Below are 22,837 nucleotides of genomic sequence, written 5' to 3' on the forward strand. Positions count from 1 at the left end.
GTTCCTACCGCAACCAAAGCGGTTTGTTTAACCACATTAAACGTAGGTAGGATCTATGAATACGTTATTAACACAACATCAAATGATTAGATGTCCTGAGCTTGAACAGCTCACAGGTCTTTCACGATCATCAATCTATGATCGCCTTAATCCGAAGTCTGATCGTTATGATTCATCTTTTCCCAAACAAATCAAACTTGGACATTCTACTCGCTGGAGATTGAGTGAAGTTCTTGAGTGGATTGAATCCAAAGCAGCATTACGAAATTAGCCTGATTCGGTGAGCTAACTCTGTGTTTTAACACTTCCAAAATCTCGCGCTGTTCTGCAGCTTTTGGGCTTTAGCTTAACAATGATCTCGTGATACTGAATAAAGGTCTTATATCATTTATGTTTAAATAATATTTAATATATTAATTAAATATACTAAATAACAACCAACTGATGTGCTGGTTATCGATTAATACCTATTCAGTCACTCACTGATTGGTAGATGCAATGTGTACTTGATCTCACGGTATCCCTGCTCTCCAATCCGTCATACGTCATCAACATATACTCCTTTGTGGACACTGCCTTAAACAGTGTCTTAGGAAAAGCTATGCCTAATTTCTGTGCTGATCATGCGACTCTCCTAATAGAGGAACATACGATGAATATTAAACGTAACCCTAAAATCAAACTGAATCAAACTCAACCCGCTCATGAGCCTTTAGCTCATCTAGCTTTGCTCAATCAAATCGAAGAAGATCAGCAATTCGTCACTTATAGCGATGATGCCCAACAAGCACTCATCCAATGCCATTCTGATTATTGGACTGGGCAAATCATCAAAGCCGTTGAAATAGTTTTTAAATGGCAAAATCGTGAGGACGATGTGATTCGTATCAGAGAGCATCATCTTTCTCCTCACAAAGTTGTCCACCGCTTGGAATGCGACCAAGACACCCAAATACTTCTCAGACATTTAAGTGAACTTATGTATTACATTTTGCCTGCTTTCTTGATTGGTGGTGTTGAATGGTCTGCTTTTGAGTCAGCCCGCAGCCAACTCACAGCAGAAGAAATTGAAGTCATTCATCGGGGTGGAAAATCTATACATCCCGAAGATCAAAGTGGCTTAGAGTGCTACGTAAAACTCGTAAACCAATTTGCTCATTCAATTCGTCGTTATATGAGCGATCCCATAATCAAGCGTAAGCTTCGGGACCGTGCCGCAAATTGTCAAGAAAATAAAGTACGCTGTATTGAGCTTACTCAATCGATTTTTGACAACTACTCCAAAGTATTGGTTTTACGCATGGACTTTGCACTTAAACGCGATCCAGAAACTTTACTCAAAAATTTTTATCGTATAGATGAAATTCATTCGAAAGATGACCTTGCCTACCTCAAAGAGTGTATTCAGAAGCTACTTGAAATGAAACGCTACAATCACATTCTCAAGGAGGTGATTGGTTATATCTTCCGTTTTGAGTATTCAGTACGCACAGGCTTCCACATACATGGCTACCTATACTTCAATGGGAACAAACATCGTGAAGACATTACGCTTGCGCAGGGAATTGCCGAAATCTGGAATGAAGACATTACCAAGGGACAAGGGACAACTTATATCTGCAATATGAAGAAAGATTCATACCGTCGTTGTGCCATAGGCATGATTCATCATTCAGACAAAGTAAAACAGGAATACTTATTTCAAACTTTTGATTACATCTGTAAAGCCGATCAGTTCTTCATCTTTTCAAATCTCAAAGGTGCCCGACGTTTTCAGTCTAGTGAAATTCTTGGAGAAAAGTCCAAGCTGGGTCGCCCACGTAAAACATCACAATCACAAGACGATAAATCTTCCGTGAATAAAAAAAGCGGAGGTAAATAATATGTTTAAGAAAAATGATGCTCCGCTGCTACATTCAGCGTATATGAGCAAAATTGCTAGAATCACTCAACCACACCCAAGCCCAGTTGAGATCGGACAAATTATTAACGAATTATCGAAAGTTCGTTTGCCCAGTCAACCTGTGTTCCCAGCGTACCGTTTGCCCCCTCAAACTTTACCTGAAAATGTAGATAAACTAATAAAGTCAATACAATGGGTACATCACTTACCATGGGTGAATGGTGTCATGAAAGTAATGCTACACCCCCAACTAAATCTCGGAATTGGATTAGCAAAGCGACATGGGTTAATTGATCAACAGCACTCTTGGAAAACTGATCCTATAAGAGGCTCTAATTTCATTCGTGAATTTCAAGATATTCTGCTAACTCATCATTTTAAAGAGTTAAAAGAAGGTTGGGATGATGCTCATAAGTTTAGTGATCAAGAGCTTAACGATGCCCTAAAAGCAGTCCAGAAAGAATCAAATGGGTTCGCATTCTATGAGTTCATATCCGTAATGGATTCATCTTACCTGCATTCTCCTCAATTAGATCAATTTATTGAGGATGTAAAAACTGGCTTCATCAATAATCTGGATAGTGAGCAATTACTGGCGGTTCTTTTGAAAAAAGAACCATTACCCAATAGACAGATGAAATTACGATTCATCATTCTTTTCAAACGTGATTTCTTGGACAGTCCTGCGCACCTGACAGACTTAAGTTTTTTTGAAAAAATAAAACTATCTGTTGAACAAACTCACGGTTACCAAATCTTCTATGACCCATCGCTGTTAAATGGCTATATGCAGAGTAACCTTTTTCACAAAAAAACTCAGTCATTCAAAGAGCAGATAAAGCAATTGAGAATTTACCTTACAGGGACTGATGCTCTATACAGGATTGGGAGTGTAGAACCGACATTTAGTGTTTTGTATACGAAAGTCAAAGTTCAAAGTTTGGAGGGTTTGTAAGATGGGTGCATTCCAGCTTAATACAGCTGACTATCTATTTATGAAATATCGTTCAATGACAGTTCTGCTAGATGAGATAGTACGAGACTACTACCCTCACCTCAGCAAAATAAAAGTCCTAGAAAAAGCGCGTAATCAGGAATTTCCTTTTTCTTGCTTTAAATTGGATAAAAGTCAAAAGGCGCCATATTTTGTTCACATCCAAGACCTAGCAAAGGTCTTGGAGCAACGATATACATTAGCTCATAAGGATCACGTTACTCTTCACCTATAAAGGGTAATACTTCTGCTAGCTCTATCGTCTTTTTCCGTTTCTTAACAGAAACATATCTTTCCAAACTTCCCCACGAATCATGCAGGCTTACCCGCTGAATCTGGGGAATGGTAAAGCCCTGTTCTGCAAGACGTGTACACCCCTCATGCCTTAAATCATGAAATCGTAAATCGTCAATACCCAGTAATTTACAGGCATTTCTAAACTCACCACCGATGGTTCTAGGGCTAAGTGGTATCAATAAATCCTTATCGTATCCCCTTTTAAGCATACGTTTCCTGACATCTTTACGTTGCAAAAGCTCAATCATCTTTCGACATGGTTCAAGGACATTAAACTCTTTATGATTTCCTTTGGAGCCCTTGGGATTCTTTAGGTCTCTAACTTTCCAAACTTCATTATCCACATCATGATCAGCCAGAAGCATCTCTGTGATTTCCGCCTCACGACGACATGAAAATATAGCAAACCACATGATCAAGTGCATGGGATAACTATATACAGGGTTCTGCCATTTTCGATAAAAGTACTCAGTCAGTTTTTTTAACTCCGCCGTGGTCGGCAATCTGTCACGCTTGCCACTGGAGGAAATTTGCCTTGTTTTTCTTAGTTGAGCTGTAGCCTTATCAAAGCCAGCCAAATCCACATTCACATCCCACATGACTGAGGCATGGGACAATACACCACGAATATGTAATAGCTCATGTTGCAAGGTGCTGGTTGCAATTGGCTTTAAATCCAGTTTGTCATAGCCATTCTTACGCAAAGCAACATGATCTGAAATATCTGCTGGTTTTATTTTTGTGATAATATGCTGCGCTATTGGAAATTTCTGAATTAGGCGAAGACAGTAGGTTTTAGTACGACCATATTCATTGCCAACTTCATCAAGATATTTCTCTATGGCATTGGCTAAAGTGATGTTGGTCACATCCGATCTGCCTAATAGAATCTCTGGATTTTCTTCGATTTCCTCTTCACGCATTGCTAACCATTTTTGGGCAAGTCGCATTGAACTAAACGTTTTACTCTCTTTGAAATTTGCAAGGCCTTTACGGCTTATTCTAATTTCAGCTCGAAAACGTATTGTTCCATCCGCCAATTTGCGTTGTGAAATTGTCCCCATAATTTACGCCTTATCTCTTTCCAAAGACCATAATGGCGTAATTTGGTGTAAATTTCAAAAATAATGGTGCGAAATGAGGCGTAAAAAATCGAAATAGTCCAAAATATGCAACACTGTAAAGGTATGTTTTTTAATATGAATATCAAAAAAACCATTGAAAGTACGAAAGAACCTCGCATCAGTGTTGCCCCGATGATGGATTGGACCACAAAAGACTATCGTTTCTTTGCCCGTTTATTTAATCCCAATGTCGTGTTGTATACCGAAATGGTCACTACAGGCGCGATTATTTACGGTGGTGCTAATCGCCATCTCGATTTCAATCAGCAAGAGCATCCAATTGTGCTACAACTTGGCGGCTCAAATCCACAAGAGCTTGCTACCTGCACCAAAATGGCCGAAGACTGGGGTTATAACGAAGTTAATCTGAATGTCGGCTGTCCAAGTGATCGCGTGCAAAACAATAAAATTGGGGCTTGCTTAATGGCTGAACCCAATTTAGTTGCAGAATGTATTCATAGTATGCAAAAAGCAGTATCGATTCCTGTAACTGTAAAGCATCGTATCGGGATTGATGACATGCAATCTTACGAAGAAATGCTGCATTTTGTTGATACGGTGGCATCAACAGGCTGCACACATTTTATTGTACATGCACGTATTGCGATCTTGCAGGGCTTATCGCCGAAAGAGAATCGCGAAGTTCCACCATTACGCTATGAAGATGTCTATCGTTTAAAGCAAGAACGCCTACATCTAACCATTGAGATTAATGGCGGTATCAAGACCTTTGAAGAAACACAACAACATTTACAGCATGTTGATGGAGTCATGATTGGTCGTGAGGCATATCATAATCCGTACTTATTGGCGGAGATGGGTGACCTTTGGAATTTGGAAGCACCTAATCGTTTTGAGATCATGCAGCACATGATGCCTTATATTCATCAACGCGTTGCTGAAGGTGCTCCACTTTCGATTATCACTCGCCATATTCTAGGTTTATTTCAAAATCTACCAGGCGCACGTAAATGGCGTCAGGCTCTCAGTGGTGGAAATGCCAAAACGATTGCTGACATTGAAAATGCAATCATCAATATCCAAACAGCGATGCAACGTACTGAAGATTACGTTCGAGAACATCAAAGTTAATTTGATGTTCTACGCATAACTTTTGCACATCGGAATATAGCGTAATCCGAAATTTTCATAAACGGGCTGTGCATAACAACTAGAATTCACAGTAATTTTTGAATGTTGCTGAGAAAGTTTATCTTCTAAAAACATCCAAAGCTGACGACCTATTCCTTGCTGTTGTGAATCCTGCTTAACAAAGAAATGAATCAAATGAGAAGGTTGTTTATAAGCAATCACACCAATAATGGATAACTCTTTCTCGAAAACAAAATATTCAATGCTTTGCATTTCAAGTAATTTCTTAATCATATCCTGACTAAATTTTGCTTCACCCTCTGCATTCAGTGCAAAATCTTTTATATATGGCTGAATTAATTCTACTATTTGCTTGATATCTGTTGCTTGTGCTGGACGTATCACTTGTTATTCTTTCCATTTTTCACTTTAATAAACAATAGTTTATTATTTTTTAAATCACAAAGCTTTGTTTCTTTGAATCAGCGCTTGCGTATATTTTTCAATCAAAAAAGAAATATAATCTTACAAATCATTTTATTCAAACTAATTAACAACTAAATTCATGATAATAAAAAAGATTCTTTATGTGATTTTTACGCTAAGTTCCTCACAACACCCTCGAAAAGTTACATTATTACATTGCAAATAAGTTTTTTTAAGATTTATCGCTTAATATCTGCGAGCCACGGAATTTGGCGACCGTTTTAAAGTTGTTTTAGGATTGGTTGAGATTGAACTATGATTTATGATGCACCCTCATTAGATTCGATGATGCATGCACAGACTCAAAATGCAGTCATTATGCTCAGAGAAACTCCCGCAGATATTACACCGCCATACGCATTATCCAAGAATTCGCAGCAAATTAACTTACAGAAGTTTTCAGATAAACTTTCTCGTGTTTCCTCATTTCATAGTTCAGCAAAGTGTGCCAAATCAATTCGTATCGCATTACAAACAGCGGGCGCGAAAATTGCACAACATCCTATAGCAGCCTCAGATTGGGGTGGAACGCTACAAAAGATTGGCTATAAGCAAATAGACCCTGCTTTTGATAACCCAATGCCAGGTGATATTTATATTATTCATCGCACCAAAAAACATGTGTATGGTCATATTGCTGGTTTTACAGGCTCACAATGGGTTTCTGATTTTAAGCAGACTAGCTATGACGTTTATAAAGACAAAAACGTCACTTATACTTATTACCGCCTTGGTTAATAAAAGACTGAATCAAAGCCTAAACGAACATTATGTTTTAGGCTTTTTAGCATCTAATTTTTTCAGCACTTCAGCCACCGCCACCATCGCAAAGCTTGAAGTCACCACCACCGCAGAACCATAGCCGCCACAGCGCAGACCCGCACTTGGACAAACATCTGCACTGGAAAATGGGTTATCGATCGAATACACGCAAGTGATTCCGAATTTCTCTTTTGGTTTTTTACAAATCCCTTTTGAACGCAGTTGCGTGCGTAACTTTGCCAACATTGGATCTTGTTCGGTCTTGGACAAATCTGCCACGCGAATCTTCAGTGGATCGAGTTTTCCTCCTGCACCACCCGAAACAATTAACGGGATTTTGTTAAAACGACAATGCAGCATTAAGGCAAGTTTGGCTTTGACGTCATCAATGCAATCCAGAACAATGCTGGGTACTGGATTTAAAATCTCTTTGACATTATCAGGCGTCAGATAGTCATCAATCACATTCACTTTCATGCGTGGATTGATCTGGCGACAACGCTCCGCCATCACTTCGATTTTTTCTTGTCCGAGTGTCGAACTCATCGCAGGTAATTGACGGTTAATATTCGATGCTGCTACCACATCCATATCGACCAAAGTCAACTCACCGATCCCTGTACGTGCCAGTGCCTCAACCGCCCAACTGCCAACGCCACCAATTCCAATCACCATGACATGACTTTGTTCATAATGCGAAAATGCATTTTCTCCATAAATTTTGGCAACACCAGCAAAACGGCGCTCATATTCATCATTTACAGGAACATCGGTCATCACAGTCGTGGTCTATCTTTTAAATCAAAGCACTATTTTACCGTGTTTAACTGGTTTTAGGTTAACCCGCTGAAACTTTACTTGAAGGTTGATCTCGGCGAATTAAAATCACCAACAAGATAAAAACGATCAGACTCATGCATAGAGCCAACAGGTTTGCATTGATCCATCCGAGACTACTCAAAATCGGTGCAGGTAAAAATGCCCCTAAGGTCGCAAATAAGGCAATTCCTGTTTCATTGATGCCTTGGACACGATGTTTTTGCTGCTCGTTAAGACCTGCTAACAAGGTTGATGCACCTGAATAAGCAAAATTCCAGCCCACGCCCAACACGATCAAGGCAGCATTAATATAGATGCCGACCTGTCCAAACATTGGAATTAAAGACGATAACATCAACAAAGCAAAACCAACATAAATCGTGGTGTATGTGCCCCATTTTTGAATCAGTTTAGAGACAAAGAAGGATGGAATAAACATCGCCAATACATGTAGCTGAATCGATATCGAAGCATAATGAAATGAGTGATGCTCCTTGAGATGCAAGGAGGACATAATCATCATGACATTCATAATATAGTAGGCAAATGCACCGCTGATTACGGCAGCAATAATTAAAGTGCTTGGCAGTTTGCTACGCTGGGTTGGTTCAATCAGCACTTGCTGTATCTGCTGGCGTTGGAATTTTTTGTTCCATAGATACAAGATCGGAGAAAGCAACAAGGCTAAGACACTAAAGATGAAATAGATCGCAGTGAAATCGGGTAAACCTGCTACCTGCTGAAATTGGATTGCCAACATGGGTGCAATAACCGCAGCAACCACACCACCCGAAATGACCATCGCGGTGGCTTTCGGAATTAAATCTGTTGCTAGCCGATCAGAAGCAGCAAAGCGATAAAAATTCGCAGTTGAGATAAATAAACCCAGTGAAAAATGGCTCAGGCATAATAGATAAAACTGTTGCTGCTGTAGAGCCAGATAGCCCCAAATACCGGCCAAGAATAGGCAGACACAACCAAATTGAAATACCACATGCCGACCAAACTTTTTCATTAAAAAAGAAAAAATAAAGGTGGTCAGTAACATCGCTAAAAACTGCAAACCATACGGAACCGTAGCCAAAGCCTGTGTTGGCGCTAATTTCAATCCCACAATTGCAGCTACAGTAACAGACAGAACAGCAGCAATTAAGTTAAATGCCTGCGCAGCCAAAAGGTAATAAACATAGCGTGGTAACTGATTCAAAGCCTTTATCCAATTTAATCGGGCTTGACTACCTTAACGCTGAATGCTTGAAATTCAAACAAAAAAAGATGAAAGACCAGCTTTCATCTTTGATTTAAGAGTGTGTTTCTTTATGCAGCAATCAGATTGCGTAATACATAATGCAAGATACCGCCTGCTTTAAAGTATTCCACCTCATTCAAGGTATCAATGCGGCATAACACTTTGAATTGGTCTTGACTGCCATCTTCTCGTAGCACCTGAATATCTAGCGTTTGATGTGGTTGGATATCATCAGATAGGCCATGAATCGACAGTACTTCACGGCCAGTGAGGTTCAAGGATTGACGGGTTTGACCATCTATAAACTGCAATGGAAATACGCCCATGCCGACCAAATTAGAACGGTGAATCCGTTCAAAACTTTCAGCAATGACCGCTTTAACACCTAAGAGATTAGTCCCTTTTGCAGCCCAATCTCGTGACGAACCTGTGCCATATTCCTTACCTGCAATAATCAGCAACGGTGTTTTCTGTTGCTGGTACAGCATGGATGCATCATAAATCCCCAGCTTTTCACCTGTTGGAATGAAAATGGTACTTCCACCTTCTTCACCACCCAGCATTTCGTTCTTAATTCGGATATTGGCAAAAGTTCCGCGCATCATCACTTCATGATTACCACGTCGAGAACCATAAGAGTTGAAATCTTTCGGTTCAACTCCCTGCTGCTGTAAATAACGTCCTGCTGGGCTATCTTTTTTGATATTCCCTGCTGGAGAGATATGATCGGTGGTGACTGAATCGCCCAATACCGCCAAGATGCGTGCCTGTTCAATATTGCGAATGGCCTTCGGAGGCTGATTAATTTCTTCAAAAAATGGCGGATGTCGAATATAAGTCGAATTATCCTGCCACGCATAAGTTTGGCTTTGTGGAATCTGGATCGCCTGCCAAGTTGCATCACCATCAAACACCGCTGCATATTCTTTATGGAACATGTCAGTATTCACTTTTTGCAGTACTTGATCAATTTCAAACTGACTTGGCCAAATGTCTTTCAAATAAACATCTTGTCCATTTTGGTCTTGCCCAATCGGTTGTGTGGTTAGATCAGTTCTGATATTCCCTGCTAAACCATAAGCCACGACCAAAGGTGGAGACGCCAACCAGTTGGTTTTTACCAATGGATGGACACGTCCCTCAAAGTTACGATTGCCTGAAAGTACGGAAGCAACATTTAAGTCATGGCATTGAATCGCTTCTTCGATGGGTTCAGGTAAAGGCCCTGAGTTACCAATACAGGTGGTACAACCATAACCAACCAAATTATAACCCAACTCATCCAAATACGGCGTTACACCTGCAGCAGCTAAATAATCAGTGACCACTTTAGAACCCGGCGCCAATGAACTTTTCACCCATGGTTTACGTTGCAGACCTTTTTCAATTGCTTTTTTAGCCAATAGCCCCGCAGCTAACATCACACTTGGATTAGAGGTATTGGTACATGAAGTAATCGCGGAAATCACCACATCGCCATGATTCAATGGATAAGATTTACCTTCAATGCTGCAAGAGGGTTCTTCATGCGCTAAATTCGCTTTCTTGGCTTCAACAGCCGTACCTCCGCCGCCTTCATTCTCTAAACGTTCTTTGGCTTCTTTCGCAGGTTTTAAATTCAGCTCCATCAATGCATTAAATGTTTTCGGAACATCACCCAACAAAACCCGATCTTGTGGACGTTTTGGCCCAGCCAGACTGGCTTGTACGGTACTCATATCCAGACTCAAGGTATCGGTAAATACAGGTTCATCGCCTGCATGACGCCACAAGCCTTGTTGTTTACTATAGGCTTCGACTAAATCGATACGTTCTTGTTTACGACCAGTTAGGGCTAAATACCCCAATGTCACGTCATCAATCGGGAAGAAACCACAGGTTGCTCCATATTCAGGTGCCATATTGGCAATGGTCGCACGGTCAGCCAATGGTAAATCAGCCAATCCATCACCATAAAATTCAACGAATTTACCCACCACGCCTTTTTGACGCAGCATTTGGGTAATGGTCAGAACCAAATCGGTCGCAGTAATACCTTCATTCAACTTGCCTGTGAGTTTGAATCCAATCACTTCTGGAATCAACATGGATACAGGCTGCCCGAGCATTGCTGCTTCGGCTTCAATACCCCCCACACCCCAGCCTAAAACCCCTAGTCCATTGATCATAGTGGTATGTGAATCTGTTCCAACTAAGGTATCTGGAAAGGCAAACACCTGACCTTCATCATCACCTAACCAGACAGCTTGCGCTAAATATTCTAAATTGACTTGGTGGCAAATCCCTGTACCAGGTGGCACCACACTAAAATTATTAAAGGCAGATTGTCCCCAACGCAGGAATTGATAACGCTCACCATTCCGTTGCATTTCAATTTCAACATTCTCGGCAAACGCATTTTCATCAGCAAAATGATCCACCATCACCGAATGGTCAATCACCAGATCCACAGGAGATAAAGGATTAATCAGATTGGGGTCACCGCCAGCCTGTGCCATTGCGGCACGCATCGCAGCCAGATCGACCACTGCTGGAACACCCGTAAAATCCTGCATCAGTACCCGTGCAGGTCGATATTGAATTTCTTGATCTGAACTTTTGGTTTTCTGCCAATCGACCAAGGCCTGAATATGCTGCACTTTTACACTTTTTTGGTCTTCAAAACGAAGTAAATTTTCGAGTAAAACTTTTAAAGACTTTGGCAATTTATCAATATTGCCAAGTGTTTCGGTTGCTCTAGCTAAACTATAAATTTGGTAGGATGTCGAACCAACGGTGAGTGTCTGTAATGCATTAAAACTATTGATTTTGCTATATCTAGCCATTCGGTTACCCTCCCAGTATTGGCGAGTTTATTTATTATGATGTTCTTCCTTTAATGTAAGCCTGTTTAGAAAAGAGTGTGTTCCCTTTTGGTTATCTTATTTTTAACGAGATTATTTGCTTATTCTCTTAAAATTTAAGTCGCAACGCAGTCAGTGAATTTTGCCAAAGTTGTGCAGCCAGCTGTAATTCAGGCTGGTTAAGGGACTGAGCCAAACTCTCCAGCACATAAGGTAAATTCACAGGGGTATTACGGGTACGATGCTCGCTCGAAGTTTGGCAACACAACGGTGTCATATCTGGACAATCGGTTTCGATCACCAGATTTTCACTGCCTATCGCTTGTAGCACTTGATGCAGCTTTTTGGCATTCGGATTGGTGATTTGTCCTGTCACCCCAATTGCAAAGCCCAATTTAACCAAGGCTTTGGCTTCTTCGACACCACCACTAAACGCATGGGCAATGCCACCCAATTTGAATTTTTGTGTTTTTAAAATGGCAATCGTTTCTGCATGCGCCTTACGGATATGCAATAACACAGGCTTTTGATATTGTGTTGCCAATGCCAATTGCTCACTAAAATAGTGCTGTTGCTTGGCAAACAGTTCGGGTTGTTTATGTTGTTTTAAAAAAGTATCTAAACCGATTTCACCTACAGCCACACAATCATGCTGCTGTAGGACTTGCTCAAGCCGCTGTAAATGTTCTGGCTGATGTTGTTCAATATAAAATGGATGTAAGCCAGGCGCCAGATAAGAACATGGCACATTTTCCCAAGCGTGTAATTGTTGATGGGTGTGGATCAGTTCATTGAATCGTGATTCAACAAAACCGATTAGCACTAAAGCATCGACACCCACCCGTCTTGCTTGTTCGGCTAGATGTTGCCGATCATGATCAAAATCGGCAACATCAAAATGGGTATGGGTATCGAACAGTTGCATTAACTTTGACTTGGCGTACTTGCAGCAGGGGTAGACGCTGCTGGCGTATCAATTTTTGGCAAATATTCAGGTTTTAAAACACCCTGCAATTCACTAAATGGAATCACTAACCGCGGTAAACCGACCACATAAGGACCAATCTCATATTCGCCATATTGCAGAATTAAACCCTGTTCACCCAATAAGAAATTATCAGTGACTTGGAATGGCCAAGCCTGTTCATATTCTTTTGGATCAGTTGCTAGTTTTGAATCGACAATCCACATTTTAAAGGCTTCGTGCGCCAGTTTGTCTAAAGTTGCTTTTTGCTTCGGTAATAATAGGTCATGCAATTGAATCTGTTTTTGGTTCGCTAAATCAAAGTTATAGTAGCGTTGTGAGGTTGAACCATGCGCTCCACCCAAATAACTGCTGCTATTTAACACTACAGTTGCCAGCTTGCCTTTCGGTTGCAAAATTTTAGGCTTAATCATCAGACTGATCTGATGACTACTACTGAGCGCTTTTAACTCTTCATCAATCTTTACAAAAGCATTCGCATAGGCTTGTGCTTGAGTATCTAAACCTGTTTTTTGTTCAGCCGTTTTGGGTGCGGATGCTGCTGCGGTATCAGCATCAACGACATCGAGCATTTTACTCAGTTGATTGAGAATCTGTTGATCCAGTAACTGATCAATAAATGGGAAATTACTTTGTAATCGTTCAACTGTGAAATCTGGACAAGTATTGCCTTTACATTCAGGTAAATTTACCTGCAATTTCACGGTTTCACCACGCAGAATTGGCTCAGCAGTTTGCTGTACCACTGGCGGATCTGTCGGTTTATCCTGTGATTCTTTCGGCTCTGATTTCGGCTGGCAAGCAGCAAGCAAAATCGCACCTGCAAGAATGCTATATTTATAAAATGCTTTCATTTAAAACCTATCAGTATTGTTATTACACAAGATTTTTAAATGCTATCGAAGTTAAAGCAAAACCGCTATAAGCGCATGCAATTTCTATACGAAACTCAAGCAAGTAGATTAAAACATTTGCTGATAAATTTCAGGTTGTAGCATCTGTTTGCTTTGTTCGGTCGTTAAATAAATATCTAACTGCGGTGCATCTTTACTTATTTCATTGGCACGATAATGCAAACCGATTCCTTCTCCATCGAAGAACCAATCTGCCTGCCCCCAATACAGTTTTTTAGGAACTTGTTTCTTCACTTCTGTACTTTGTTTTTCAATCCATTGTTGATAGTGTGCTTGAATAATATTATTTAATTCATTTTGCTGATTTTTCTGTATCACATCGAGTATTGTTAGATTTTTCTGTAACTTACGATCAGCAACGAAAAAGTAAAATCTGTCTTTAACCGCAATATCTTCTTGCTGTGTATCAACGCCAATTTGCAACAACACATACTGATTACGCTGTGAAGCAATACGTGTCGTTAAGCGCAGCTCATACGCTTTATTTTTAGAATATTTATCTTGCCATTCATCTGACTTTTTCACATAAGCATTCACGGCTTGCTGTAAGGTTAAATTCTTGTTTTGCTCAATTTGTTGTTGAATCACATTGGCCTGATTTTTTGCAATCCATGTGTTAAGCCACGCATCTTGGGTTTTGATAGTTTGAATATCAACATCAATACAGTTCTTCTTTTCACAGAACGGTAAGGCATAATCGGCTTTGGCTTCTTGCATATTGAGGTATGGCAGGACTTCGGCTTTTTCAGTATGAGTTGATACTTGATTTTTGTTTTGAGCTGTATCAGTCTCATTGTTTTTAGGATGATCGCATGCCGTTAAAGCCATCATTCCAATCATTATACTGACAGCAAAAAGTGGTTTTAAAGTATTCATCTCATCATCCTTTATTTTAATCCCTCCCTTACGCTGCTACAACCGCAGCTCACCCTTTATAAAAGGGAGGAGCATCACGAATCTAAATAGTTATAGAACTCATGAAAAAGTCCCTCTTTTATAAAGATGGGTGAGGAGCGTTAAAGCTACGCAAGGGAGATTCTAGTGTTCTCGTGTGTTACGGAACTGAATATCTGGCCAGCGTTCTTGCATTAACTGCAAGTTTACACGGCTTGGTGCAAGATAAGTCAGATGACCACCGCCATCTACCGATAACTGATCATGCGCTTTTTTCTTGAACTCATTGAGAATTTTTTCATCATCACAATGGACCCAACGTACCGTATGAACACTGACAGGCTCATAAATACAGTCAACTTTATATTCTTCTTTCAAACGATAAGCGACCACATCAAACTGTAACACACCGACTGCACCGACAATCAAATCATTACTAATTTGAGGCATAAATACCTGTGTTGCACCTTCTTCAGATAACTCTTTCAAACCTTTTTGCAATTGCTTAGATTTGAGCGGATCACGTAAACGAACTCGGCGGAACATTTCAGGTGCAAAGTGTGGGATACCTGTGAAATGTAATTTTTCACCACTGGTAAATGTATCGCCGATCTGAATCGTACCATGGTTATGCAAACCGATAATGTCTCCAGGCCAAGCTTCTTCCAAATGTTCACGTTCACCCGCAAGGAAGGTTAATGCATCGCTAATACGTACATCTTTACCGATACGCACATGATTCATTTTCAAGCCTTTTTCATATTTACCTGAGCAAATACGCATAAAGGCAATACGGTCACGATGTTTCGGATCCATATTGGCTTGAATTTTAAAAACAAAACCAGTGAAACCCTCTTCATTGGCATCTACTGTACGTTCTTGTGTTGGGTGTGCTTTTGGTTCTGGCGCCCAATTGATAAATGCATCAAGCACATGATCTACTGCAAAGTTTCCTAAGGCCGTACCAAAAAGTACTGGCGTTTGTTTACCTTGTAAAAATAATTCACGATCAAGTGGTTCATTGGCCATTTGAACTAACTCAAGTGATTCTTCAAAAGAAGCCCAAGCTAATTCACCCACTTTTTCACGAATATCAGCATGATCATAACCATCACGCACCTCAATGTCAGTAATCGTCGAGCCAAAACCTGCTTTATAAACATATAACTTGTTTTCAAGTAGGTTATAAACCCCTGCAAAGTCACGCCCCATGCCTAAAGGCCATGTAATTGGGACACAGCGAATATTCAAAACGTTTTCAATTTCGTCAAGCAATTCTAGAGGCTCGCGAATTTCACGGTCCATCTTGTTGACGAAGGAAATGATCGGTGTGTCACGCATTCGACACACTTCCATTAATTTAATGGTTCGTTCTTCGACACCCTTAGCACCATCAATCACCATTAATGCAGAATCCACTGCAGTCAAAGTACGATAGGTATCTTCAGAGAAGTCTTCGTGCCCCGGTGTATCAAGTAAGTTGATAGTGTGACTTTTAAAAGGGAATTGCATGACAGAAGTGGTAATCGAAATTCCACGCTCTTTTTCCATTTCCATCCAGTCAGATGTCGCAGCACGATCCGACTTACGACTTTTAACCATCCCAGCAACCTGAATAGCTTTGCCCCATAACAGAAGCTTTTCGGTCATCGTGGTTTTACCCGCATCCGGGTGGGAAATGATCGCAAAGGTACGTCGTTGGGCAACTTGTGCCGCTAATTCGTCTTTAAAACTCATGAGAAAAATCTTCAATATGTACACAGTTACGTACACATGACTCGATATGTACCATAACTGAAAAGTGAGAATTCGAAATTGGCACAATTGTAGCAGATTTAGTGAACTTGTTTATTGATTGTTGATATGTACCAAGTTATCCACACAAAGCTTTATTTGTTAACAACCGAATGGCTTTGTTGTACAAAGCTATTCTTGAAGGCTTCATCAGCAATATAATTTCTAGATGAAGAAGTCTGCACCTAAAATCTACCGTACAACCAATTGGTCCTCGTATAACCAAGCTTTAATCAAGCGAGGAAATATTTCAATCTGGTTTGATCCTAAGACCCAATGGTATGCACAGCCACAAGGCAAATACGGACGAAATCAAACTTATTCCGATACAGCGATTCAATGCTGTTTAATGATCAAATCTCTATTCCGTCTTTCTTTACGCATGGTCACAGGCTTTGCTCAAAGCCTGATTAAACGCTGTAGTTTGAATTGGACAGCACCAGATTACTCCACCCTCTGTAGACGACAACAGCATATTGATATTGCGATAAGCTATCAGAAAAGTCGTGATGGGTTACACCTACTCGTCGACTCTACAGGGTTAAAATTTTTAGGTGAAGGCGAACGGAAGCGTAAGAAACATCAGCCTGAATATCGTCGCTAATGGCGCAAACTTCATATCAAATACGAGCATTCCAGCTCACAACAAACAATGTGAGTAATTCACAGGTGCTTGATGATTTGCTTGATCAAATTCCGTTGGATGAACGAATTGATTCAGTCGATACAAATGGTGCTTATGACACAAAGCACTGCCGACACGTCATTTTAGATTGAGAGGCACATGCAGTCATTCCACCTAGGAAGAATGTAAAGCTTTGGAAAGATAAGAAATTGAGATATTTAGAGAGAGGAATGAATTATTAAAAACAGTCAAACGGCTAGGTAGGTCACTTTGGAAAAAATGGTCTGGTTATCATCATCGAAGTTTAGTGGAAACCAAAATGCATTGCATCAAATTATTAGGTGATAAATTAACAGCAAGGAGTTTTCCTAGTCAGGTGAATGAGATTTATGCACGTGTAGCAGTTTTGAATAAATTCACAGTATTTGGTCGACCACATACCCAAGTTGTGACTTGAATTTAGCTCAATTACGGTAGCATTGTCTTTCAAACCTTTGTGCAACAAAGCCTATGTACGACGACAACTTATTTGTACATAAGGCCTAGACCTAAGTTCTCTCTTCTTTTACCTCCTATCCGACAAATAGTTGACTTATCAATTGAATTTGGGATTAAGAATCATTACTATTCTCACAATTTTTCTCATATCTGAGTGAACGATTATGTCTTTTATCAAATCACGTAAGAAATTAGTATCTTCCGCAATTGCATCTTCACTATCTGTGATTGCAGTACCAGCCATCGCTCAAGATCAGCCAGTACAACTCCCAACGATTCATACGCAAGCACAACAAGAACAAGGTTTAAAAGTAGACCAATCATCTAATAGTAAATTCGTTGCTCCTCTTTTAGATACCCCAAAATCAGTTTCAGTTATTTCAAAACAATTGATTGCGGATACCCAAGTAACGACTTTAAGCGATGCACTTCGTACAGTTCCAGGGATTACTTTAGGTGCTGGTGAAGGTGGTAACCCAAATGGTGACCGTCCATTCATTCGTGGCTATAACTCAGAAAGTTCAATGTATGTAGACGGTGTCCGCAACGCAACTTCTCAAAACCGCGAAATGTTTGCTGTTGAACAAGTTGAAGTCACCAAAGGTTCTGCTTCCTCTTTAGGTGGTGCTGGTTCTGTTGGTGGTAGTGTGAATATGATTTCTAAGGTTGCTAAAAAAGGCGATGCTTTAGAAGGCTCGATCTCAGGGGGTACAGATAATTATGCACGTATCACTTTAGACGGAAATAAAGATTTCGGTAATGGTATCGCAGCACGTGTCGTTGTGATGGGTCATCAAAACGAAAAAGCAGGTCAACAAGATGGTGCTGAATATAAACGTGCAGGTATTGCACCAAGCATTACCTTTGGTCTAGATGGTGATACAAGAGCAACTCTAAGCTATTACTATTTAAAATCCGATGATACGCCTGACTCTGGAGTACCTTATAATTATGATGCTATAAAAAAAGCAACAGTAGGCAAACCAGTAAATGTTAAACAAGGTATTTATTATGGTTTACATAGTCGCGATTTCCAAAAACAAGAAAATCAAATTGGTACTATTAAAGTAGAACATGATTTAACAGACAACCTAACGCTAAGTAATACGGCTGTTTTTAACAAATCAACTAATGACTACCTTTGGACTCAACCAGATGATTCTAAAGGTAATGTATTAAATGATAAAGTTTGGCGTCGCATTAACTCACGTATTACCGATACTGATATTTTTACTGATCAGCTTTCTTTAACTGGTCGATTTAATACTGGTGCAATCAAGCATAAATTTAGTACTGGCGCGGAATATAGCGATCAAAAATCAGATAAAGGTAGCTATACAACAAAGTACCCAGGTTATACAGGAACAACAACAGGTGGTTTTAATAGTGATTGCAAAATCAATGATGCATGGTGTACATCTTTAACAAACCCTAACTCAAAAGATGAATGGTTAGGTTCTATTATTGCAAACCGTAATACAACAACGACCACAACTAAAGTTACATCTATCTACTTATTAGATAATATTGAATTTAGCCCACAATGGTTACTTGACTTGGGCGCACGTTGGGATAAGTTCGATACCAAACAAGTAACTAATGCAACTGGTGCGAAGATTGAAAACAAGAAAGATTTTTTTACGTATCAAGCTGGTATCACTTTTAAACCTGTTGAAAATGGTTCGATTTATACAAGCTATGCAACATCAGCTAACCCTGTAGGTGTTGATGGTGGTGATGGTTCTGAAGCTATCGGCCAAGCATATATGGATTTGAAGCCTGAAGAAGCACGTACCATTGAATTAGGAACGAAATGGGATCTTCTCAGTGATCGTTTAAACCTGACAGCTGCAATATTCCGTACCGAAAAGCAAAATACACGTATTCAACTTGATGCTGGTACTTATACGAATGGTGGTGAAAGTAAAGTTGATGGTATTGAACTTACCGCAACTGGTAAAATCACTGACAAATGGGACATTACTGCTGGATATTCTTATTTAGACAGTGAAATGACCAATCCAGGCCCATCATGCACCCGTACTGGTGTATGTACTTATCCAAACCCAGCTCAAGGCAAACAATTACCAAACGTTCCAAAAAATAGCGCGACGCTTTGGACAACTTATAAAGTATCACCTCAACTAAGCCTAGGTGCTGGTGCATTAGGTATGGATAAAGTTTATGGTGATACAGCTAATACTAAATATGTGTCTGGTTATGTTCGCTATGATGCAATGGCACGTTATAACGTAAACAAGAATGTTGATTTACAGTTAAATGTAAATAATTTATCTGATAAACGTTATTTCACTAAAGCTTATCAATCACACTATGCAACTGAAGCAGAAGGACGTAGTGCAGTATTATCAATTAACTTCAAATACTAAAACCTAAAAAGTCCATCGTTTAACGATGGACTTTAATGAAAAAATAGCCTCATGATGAGGCTATTTTTTTAATCACCATATAATGGATAAACATTATAAATTGCGTTGATTGACACGTTTCGATAACGCTTCAGCAGATTCTTTTCGTTCAGAATAACGGTCTGTGAAATACTGACTCTGCCCTCGCGTCAATAGCGTGAATTTATACAGTTCTTCCATCACATCCACGATACGATCATAGTAAGACGATGCTTTCATACGACCATCTTCTTCAAATTCTAAAAATGCTTTTGGAATTGAAGACTGATTCGGGATGGTAATCATGCGCATCCAACGTCCTAAAATACGCATTTGATTGACACTGTTAAAGGACTGCGAGCCACCACTGACTTGCATCAACGCCAAAGTTTTACCTTGTGTTGCGCGAATCGCACCACCTGCCAGTGGAATCCAATCAATTTGCGATTTGAAGATGGAACTCATCGAACCATGACGTTCAGGCGAACACCACACCATGCCCTCTGACCATGCTAACAACTCATGTAATTCTTTGGCTTTTGGGTGTTCCATATCCGCATCTTCTGGTAAGGGTAAACCTTTAGGATGAAAGATTTTTACTTCCGCCCCAAAATGCTCCAAGATGCGCCCTGCTTCCATCACGGCTAAACGACTATACGAACGCTCACGGTTAGAGCCGTACAGCAATAAAATACGTGGTGCATGATTCAAGGCTTGTGCTTGCACTTTTTCTAAAGTGGGTTGATCAAGCAAATTCATATCTACATTTGGAAGAGTCATCACAATTACACCGACTTAAAATACTTTTTTCTGAGCCATAAAGACACACTGACCAAAGCAATCAGCACAGGCACTTCAACCAATGGGCCAATCACTGTGGTAAATGCCACAGGTGAAGCTAAACCAAAGGTTGCAATAGCGACCGCTAATGCCAATTCAAAGTTATTCCCAGCAGCAGTAAACGAAATTGCGGTGGTTTTAGGATAATCATTGCCCATCCATTTACTCATAAAGAAGCTGATGAAGAACATCACAATAAAGTAGATGGTCAAGGGAATTGCTATACGAATCACATCGAAAGGCAAGCTCACGACATCAGCACCTTTTAGGCTAAACATCGCAACGATCGTAAACAGTAATGCCAACAAACTTAAAGGACTGATCTTCGGCAAAAAGACATCTTGATACCAAGCGAGACCTTTGGCTTTCACTAAAATCAATCGCGTCATGAAACCAAGAAAAAAAGGAATGCCCAAGTAAACCAGCACCGCATGGGTAATCGTCCAAAAATCTACATGAATGACTTGTCCTGCAATACCCAAATAAGGTGGCAAGAAAGTGAGGAATAGCCAAGCATAACTACTAAAGAATAAAATCTGGAAAATACTGTTAAAAGCCACCAATGCCGCAACATATTGGTTATCACCACAGGCTAAGCCATTCCACACCAAAACCATCGCAATACAGCGTGCTAAGCCAATCAGAATTAAACCTGTCATGTATTCTGGATAGCTGTGTAGAAAAATAATCGCTAATACAAACATCAAAACAGGCGCAATAATCCAGTTCTGAACCAAAGATAAAGTTAAGGTTTTTTTATCTTTAAATACCTGTGGCAAAGCCGCATAGTCAACCTTTGCTAAGGGTGGATACATCATCAAAATCAAGCCAATCGCAATTGGAATATTGACGGAATCCACACTCATTTTGTCTAAAGCAACAGAAGCTTGAGGTAAAAACACACCGATCGCAATTCCCATCCCCATGGCAATAAAAATCCATAGGGTTAAGTTACGATCTAGAAATGACAATCTTTGCTGAGCCATGATGTTCTCATTCAATATCTGAAATGTGATTGATTGCAGCAATCAATTCAGGACGAGACATCTTGGCGGTATCCAATGCAAATAGAGCATCTAAACGGCGGTTGATATGATCTACAGTCACTTGGAATGCTTGTAATTTTTCTGGTTTAGGTAAATCTAAATGTGAAGGATCAGCCAAGCCCCAATGTGCTTTGATTGCACCACCTAAATAAAGAGGGCAAGCTTCCTTAGCCGCAGAATCACAGACCGTAATCACCACATCCGCTTGATATTGTTCACAATCATCAATGGTTTTACTCCACAAACCATCGGTTGAAAGGCTTAATTTTTCAAGCGTTTCAATCGTCAATGGGTGAACCTGTCCAGAAGGCTTACTGCCTGCGCTATATGCTTTCCAATTTTCAGGTGCACGACTGTTAAAAAGTACTTCGGACAAAATGCTGCGACAACTATTTCCAGTACATAGGAAAATAAATTTCATGCGGTATTACTCACAATAACTTTTAATTTGGAGAGGCTGGGATTGGCTACTTGCGAAGCTTTGTTCACGTACCAAGATATTGAGTAGTTCATGACACCAAGCAGGTAATTGTGGATTAATGCTGTAGTAGACCCACTGGCTTTGTCGCCTATCTTGCAATAAACCTGATGAACGTAATAAAGCTAAATGTCTAGAAATCTTGGGTTGACTGAGTTGTAACTTCTCAGTCAAATCACAAACGCATAACTCTTTGTGCTCGGCAACTAAAGTGACGATATTGAGCCGTGTTTCATCTGATAAGCATTTAAAAAAATTAACTCGATCCATCTTCACTTCCCATCTGCTTATTTGAATATGCAGATCATCATATATAAAACCTAAATTTTTAATTTACTCTTTTTCCATTTTCATCAATCACCTGCTCACCATCCTCTTTGGTAAAAGCACCCTGCTGTGCCAATGGCAAAATATCCAAGACAGCTTCGGATGGACGACTCAAGCGAGTTCCTAACGCCGTCACCACAAATGGTCGATTAATCAAAATAGGATGCTCAAGCATAAAACTGATTAGTTGCTCATCCGTCCAATCTTCACGATCCAGTTCTAGATCACGATAAGGATCTACATTTTTACGAATCGCTGCTCTGACCGTTAAATTGGCATCTTGAATCAGTTGAATCAACTCACTACGCGTAGGCGGTGTAATCAAATATTCAATAACATTTGGCTCAATGCCTGCATTACGAATCAAAGCCAATGTGTTACGTGAAGTTCCACATGCTGGATTGTGATAAATCGTCACATCTGATGAAGTTGTCATCGAATTAAGCCTTTATTGCTATC

At 40.0% G+C, this 22,837-nt stretch carries 21 protein-coding genes and 1 pseudogene; 8 read left to right on the top strand and 14 right to left on the bottom strand.

The genetic code is table 11. From position 1 onward, the window contains the following. Window positions 1-55 precede the first annotated feature (55 nt). The 4 genes from ACN19N_RS13205 (at window position 56) to ACN19N_RS13220 (ending at window position 3,132) form a co-directional block, all read left to right on the top strand. Window positions 56-271 (top strand): helix-turn-helix transcriptional regulator, encoded by a 216-nt coding sequence (locus ACN19N_RS13205; protein ID WP_420001515.1) that lies wholly within the window; start codon window positions 56-58, stop codon window positions 269-271. Window positions 272-652: 381 nt separating this feature from the next. Next, window positions 653-1,882 carry a hypothetical protein gene (locus tag ACN19N_RS13210; protein WP_420001516.1) on the top strand — a complete coding sequence of 410 codons (1,230 nt, stop codon included), beginning with the start codon at window positions 653-655 and terminating at the stop codon, window positions 1,880-1,882. A 1-nt stretch (window position 1,883) separates the two neighbouring features. Beyond that, window positions 1,884-2,858 carry a hypothetical protein gene (locus ACN19N_RS13215; protein ID WP_420001517.1) on the top strand — a complete coding sequence of 325 codons (975 nt, stop codon included), beginning with the start codon at window positions 1,884-1,886 and terminating at the stop codon, window positions 2,856-2,858. A 1-nt stretch (window position 2,859) separates the two neighbouring features. Then, on the top strand, window positions 2,860-3,132 hold the full coding sequence (locus tag ACN19N_RS13220; RefSeq protein WP_151869626.1) for a pyocin activator PrtN family protein: 273 nt from the start codon (window positions 2,860-2,862) through the stop codon (window positions 3,130-3,132). Here ACN19N_RS13220 and ACN19N_RS13225 read toward each other — a convergent pair. Beyond that, window positions 3,116-4,258: a site-specific integrase gene (locus tag ACN19N_RS13225; RefSeq protein ID WP_420001518.1), complete on the bottom strand. Its 1,143-nt coding sequence runs from the start codon at window positions 4,256-4,258 to the stop codon at window positions 3,116-3,118. The two genes, ACN19N_RS13220 and ACN19N_RS13225, sit on opposite strands and share 17 nt — an antisense overlap. Window positions 4,259-4,393: 135 nt before the next feature. Here ACN19N_RS13225 and dusA point away from each other — a divergent pair, with 135 nt between their 5' ends. Continuing rightward, window positions 4,394-5,410: a tRNA dihydrouridine(20/20a) synthase DusA gene (dusA, locus tag ACN19N_RS13230; RefSeq protein WP_420001519.1), complete on the top strand. Its 1,017-nt coding sequence runs from the start codon at window positions 4,394-4,396 to the stop codon at window positions 5,408-5,410. 9 nt (window positions 5,411-5,419) lie between these two features. Here the strand turns inward: dusA and ACN19N_RS13235 are convergent, their stop codons facing one another. Continuing rightward, entirely contained in the window at window positions 5,420-5,815 is a 396-nt protein-coding gene (locus ACN19N_RS13235; RefSeq protein ID WP_269228870.1) for a GNAT family N-acetyltransferase, read from the bottom strand. Between the two features lie 336 nt (window positions 5,816-6,151). On the opposite strand from ACN19N_RS13235, the gene ACN19N_RS13240 reads away from it, so the two are divergent. Further along, window positions 6,152-6,634, top strand: a complete 483-nt coding sequence (locus ACN19N_RS13240; protein WP_004658972.1) for a hypothetical protein — start codon at window positions 6,152-6,154, stop codon at window positions 6,632-6,634. A 30-nt stretch (window positions 6,635-6,664) separates the two neighbouring features. Here the strand turns inward: ACN19N_RS13240 and ACN19N_RS13245 are convergent, their stop codons facing one another. The 7 genes from ACN19N_RS13245 to ACN19N_RS13275 all read right to left on the bottom strand — a co-directional run bounded on the left by ACN19N_RS13245 (window position 6,665) and on the right by ACN19N_RS13275 (window position 16,099). Continuing rightward, a complete protein-coding gene (locus ACN19N_RS13245) occupies window positions 6,665-7,435 on the bottom strand; it encodes a tRNA threonylcarbamoyladenosine dehydratase (protein ID WP_269239657.1) in 771 nt (256 codons plus the stop codon). Between the two features lie 61 nt (window positions 7,436-7,496). Then, entirely contained in the window at window positions 7,497-8,684 is a 1,188-nt protein-coding gene (locus tag ACN19N_RS13250) for an MFS transporter (RefSeq protein WP_420001520.1), read from the bottom strand. Window positions 8,685-8,794: 110 nt separating this feature from the next. Then, window positions 8,795-11,551 carry an aconitate hydratase AcnA gene (gene acnA, locus ACN19N_RS13255; protein ID WP_420001521.1) on the bottom strand — a complete coding sequence of 919 codons (2,757 nt, stop codon included), beginning with the start codon at window positions 11,549-11,551 and terminating at the stop codon, window positions 8,795-8,797. A 127-nt stretch (window positions 11,552-11,678) separates the two neighbouring features. Continuing rightward, window positions 11,679-12,494, bottom strand: a complete 816-nt coding sequence (locus ACN19N_RS13260) for a TatD family hydrolase (protein ID WP_420001522.1) — start codon at window positions 12,492-12,494, stop codon at window positions 11,679-11,681. Continuing rightward, window positions 12,494-13,408: an RsiV family protein gene (locus ACN19N_RS13265; RefSeq protein ID WP_420001523.1), complete on the bottom strand. Its 915-nt coding sequence runs from the start codon at window positions 13,406-13,408 to the stop codon at window positions 12,494-12,496. Before ACN19N_RS13265 ends, ACN19N_RS13260 begins: the two co-directional genes overlap by 1 nt. Window positions 13,409-13,516: 108 nt before the next feature. Further along, window positions 13,517-14,344 (bottom strand): hypothetical protein, encoded by an 828-nt coding sequence (locus tag ACN19N_RS13270; RefSeq protein WP_420001524.1) that lies wholly within the window; start codon window positions 14,342-14,344, stop codon window positions 13,517-13,519. 162 nt (window positions 14,345-14,506) lie between these two features. After that, entirely contained in the window at window positions 14,507-16,099 is a 1,593-nt protein-coding gene (locus ACN19N_RS13275) for a peptide chain release factor 3 (RefSeq protein ID WP_005218358.1), read from the bottom strand. 226 nt (window positions 16,100-16,325) lie between these two features. On the opposite strand from ACN19N_RS13275, the pseudogene ACN19N_RS13280 reads away from it, so the two are divergent. Beyond that, window positions 16,326-17,238: pseudogene (locus tag ACN19N_RS13280) on the top strand (IS5 family transposase). A gap of 205 nt (window positions 17,239-17,443) precedes the next feature. After that, entirely contained in the window at window positions 17,444-19,669 is a 2,226-nt protein-coding gene (locus tag ACN19N_RS13285; protein WP_420001525.1) for a TonB-dependent receptor, read from the top strand. 93 nt (window positions 19,670-19,762) lie between these two features. Here the strand turns inward: ACN19N_RS13285 and arsH are convergent, their stop codons facing one another. Genes arsH through arsC form a run of 5 tightly spaced genes read right to left on the bottom strand, consistent with a single transcriptional unit; the run spans window position 19,763 to window position 22,814 of the window. Then, window positions 19,763-20,467 (bottom strand): arsenical resistance protein ArsH, encoded by a 705-nt coding sequence (gene arsH, locus ACN19N_RS13290; RefSeq protein ID WP_018677628.1) that lies wholly within the window; start codon window positions 20,465-20,467, stop codon window positions 19,763-19,765. A 5-nt stretch (window positions 20,468-20,472) separates the two neighbouring features. After that, a complete protein-coding gene (arsB, locus tag ACN19N_RS13295; RefSeq protein ID WP_420001526.1) occupies window positions 20,473-21,513 on the bottom strand; it encodes an ACR3 family arsenite efflux transporter in 1,041 nt (346 codons plus the stop codon). A gap of 7 nt (window positions 21,514-21,520) precedes the next feature. After that, window positions 21,521-21,994 carry an arsenate reductase ArsC gene (locus ACN19N_RS13300; RefSeq protein ID WP_420001527.1) on the bottom strand — a complete coding sequence of 158 codons (474 nt, stop codon included), beginning with the start codon at window positions 21,992-21,994 and terminating at the stop codon, window positions 21,521-21,523. A gap of 6 nt (window positions 21,995-22,000) precedes the next feature. After that, entirely contained in the window at window positions 22,001-22,321 is a 321-nt protein-coding gene (locus ACN19N_RS13305; protein WP_420001528.1) for a metalloregulator ArsR/SmtB family transcription factor, read from the bottom strand. A 58-nt stretch (window positions 22,322-22,379) separates the two neighbouring features. Then, on the bottom strand, window positions 22,380-22,814 hold the full coding sequence (gene arsC, locus ACN19N_RS13310) for an arsenate reductase (glutaredoxin) (RefSeq protein WP_420001529.1): 435 nt from the start codon (window positions 22,812-22,814) through the stop codon (window positions 22,380-22,382). Window positions 22,815-22,837: the final 23 nt, after the last annotated feature.

It is taken from the genome of Acinetobacter sp. LF10, from assembly GCF_048585715.1.
GTDB lineage: Bacteria > Pseudomonadota > Gammaproteobacteria > Pseudomonadales > Moraxellaceae > Acinetobacter.

Excerpts from the sequence above, each read along its gene's own strand:
- ACN19N_RS13205 (WP_420001515.1), top strand. The coding sequence starts at position 56 with ATGAATACGTTATTAACACAACATCAAATGATTAGATGTCCTGAGCTT.
- ACN19N_RS13210 (WP_420001516.1), top strand. The coding sequence starts at position 653 with ATGAATATTAAACGTAACCCTAAAATCAAACTGAATCAAACTCAACCC.
- ACN19N_RS13215 (WP_420001517.1), top strand. The coding sequence starts at position 1,884 with ATGTTTAAGAAAAATGATGCTCCGCTGCTACATTCAGCGTATATGAGC.
- ACN19N_RS13220 (WP_151869626.1), top strand. The coding sequence starts at position 2,860 with ATGGGTGCATTCCAGCTTAATACAGCTGACTATCTATTTATGAAATAT.
- ACN19N_RS13225 (WP_420001518.1), bottom strand. The coding sequence starts at position 4,258 with ATGGGGACAATTTCACAACGCAAATTGGCGGATGGAACAATACGTTTT.
- dusA (WP_420001519.1), top strand. The coding sequence starts at position 4,394 with ATGAATATCAAAAAAACCATTGAAAGTACGAAAGAACCTCGCATCAGT.
- ACN19N_RS13240 (WP_004658972.1), top strand. The coding sequence starts at position 6,152 with ATGATTTATGATGCACCCTCATTAGATTCGATGATGCATGCACAGACT.
- ACN19N_RS13245 (WP_269239657.1), bottom strand. The coding sequence starts at position 7,435 with ATGACCGATGTTCCTGTAAATGATGAATATGAGCGCCGTTTTGCTGGT.
- acnA (WP_420001521.1), bottom strand. The coding sequence starts at position 11,551 with ATGGCTAGATATAGCAAAATCAATAGTTTTAATGCATTACAGACACTC.
- ACN19N_RS13260 (WP_420001522.1), bottom strand. The coding sequence starts at position 12,494 with ATGCAACTGTTCGATACCCATACCCATTTTGATGTTGCCGATTTTGAT.
- ACN19N_RS13265 (WP_420001523.1), bottom strand. The coding sequence starts at position 13,408 with ATGAAAGCATTTTATAAATATAGCATTCTTGCAGGTGCGATTTTGCTT.
- ACN19N_RS13270 (WP_420001524.1), bottom strand. The coding sequence starts at position 14,344 with ATGAATACTTTAAAACCACTTTTTGCTGTCAGTATAATGATTGGAATG.
- ACN19N_RS13275 (WP_005218358.1), bottom strand. The coding sequence starts at position 16,099 with ATGAGTTTTAAAGACGAATTAGCGGCACAAGTTGCCCAACGACGTACC.
- ACN19N_RS13285 (WP_420001525.1), top strand. The coding sequence starts at position 17,444 with ATGTCTTTTATCAAATCACGTAAGAAATTAGTATCTTCCGCAATTGCA.
- arsH (WP_018677628.1), bottom strand. The coding sequence starts at position 20,467 with ATGACTCTTCCAAATGTAGATATGAATTTGCTTGATCAACCCACTTTA.
- arsB (WP_420001526.1), bottom strand. The coding sequence starts at position 21,513 with ATGGCTCAGCAAAGATTGTCATTTCTAGATCGTAACTTAACCCTATGG.
- ACN19N_RS13300 (WP_420001527.1), bottom strand. The coding sequence starts at position 21,994 with ATGAAATTTATTTTCCTATGTACTGGAAATAGTTGTCGCAGCATTTTG.
- ACN19N_RS13305 (WP_420001528.1), bottom strand. The coding sequence starts at position 22,321 with ATGGATCGAGTTAATTTTTTTAAATGCTTATCAGATGAAACACGGCTC.
- arsC (WP_420001529.1), bottom strand. The coding sequence starts at position 22,814 with ATGACAACTTCATCAGATGTGACGATTTATCACAATCCAGCATGTGGA.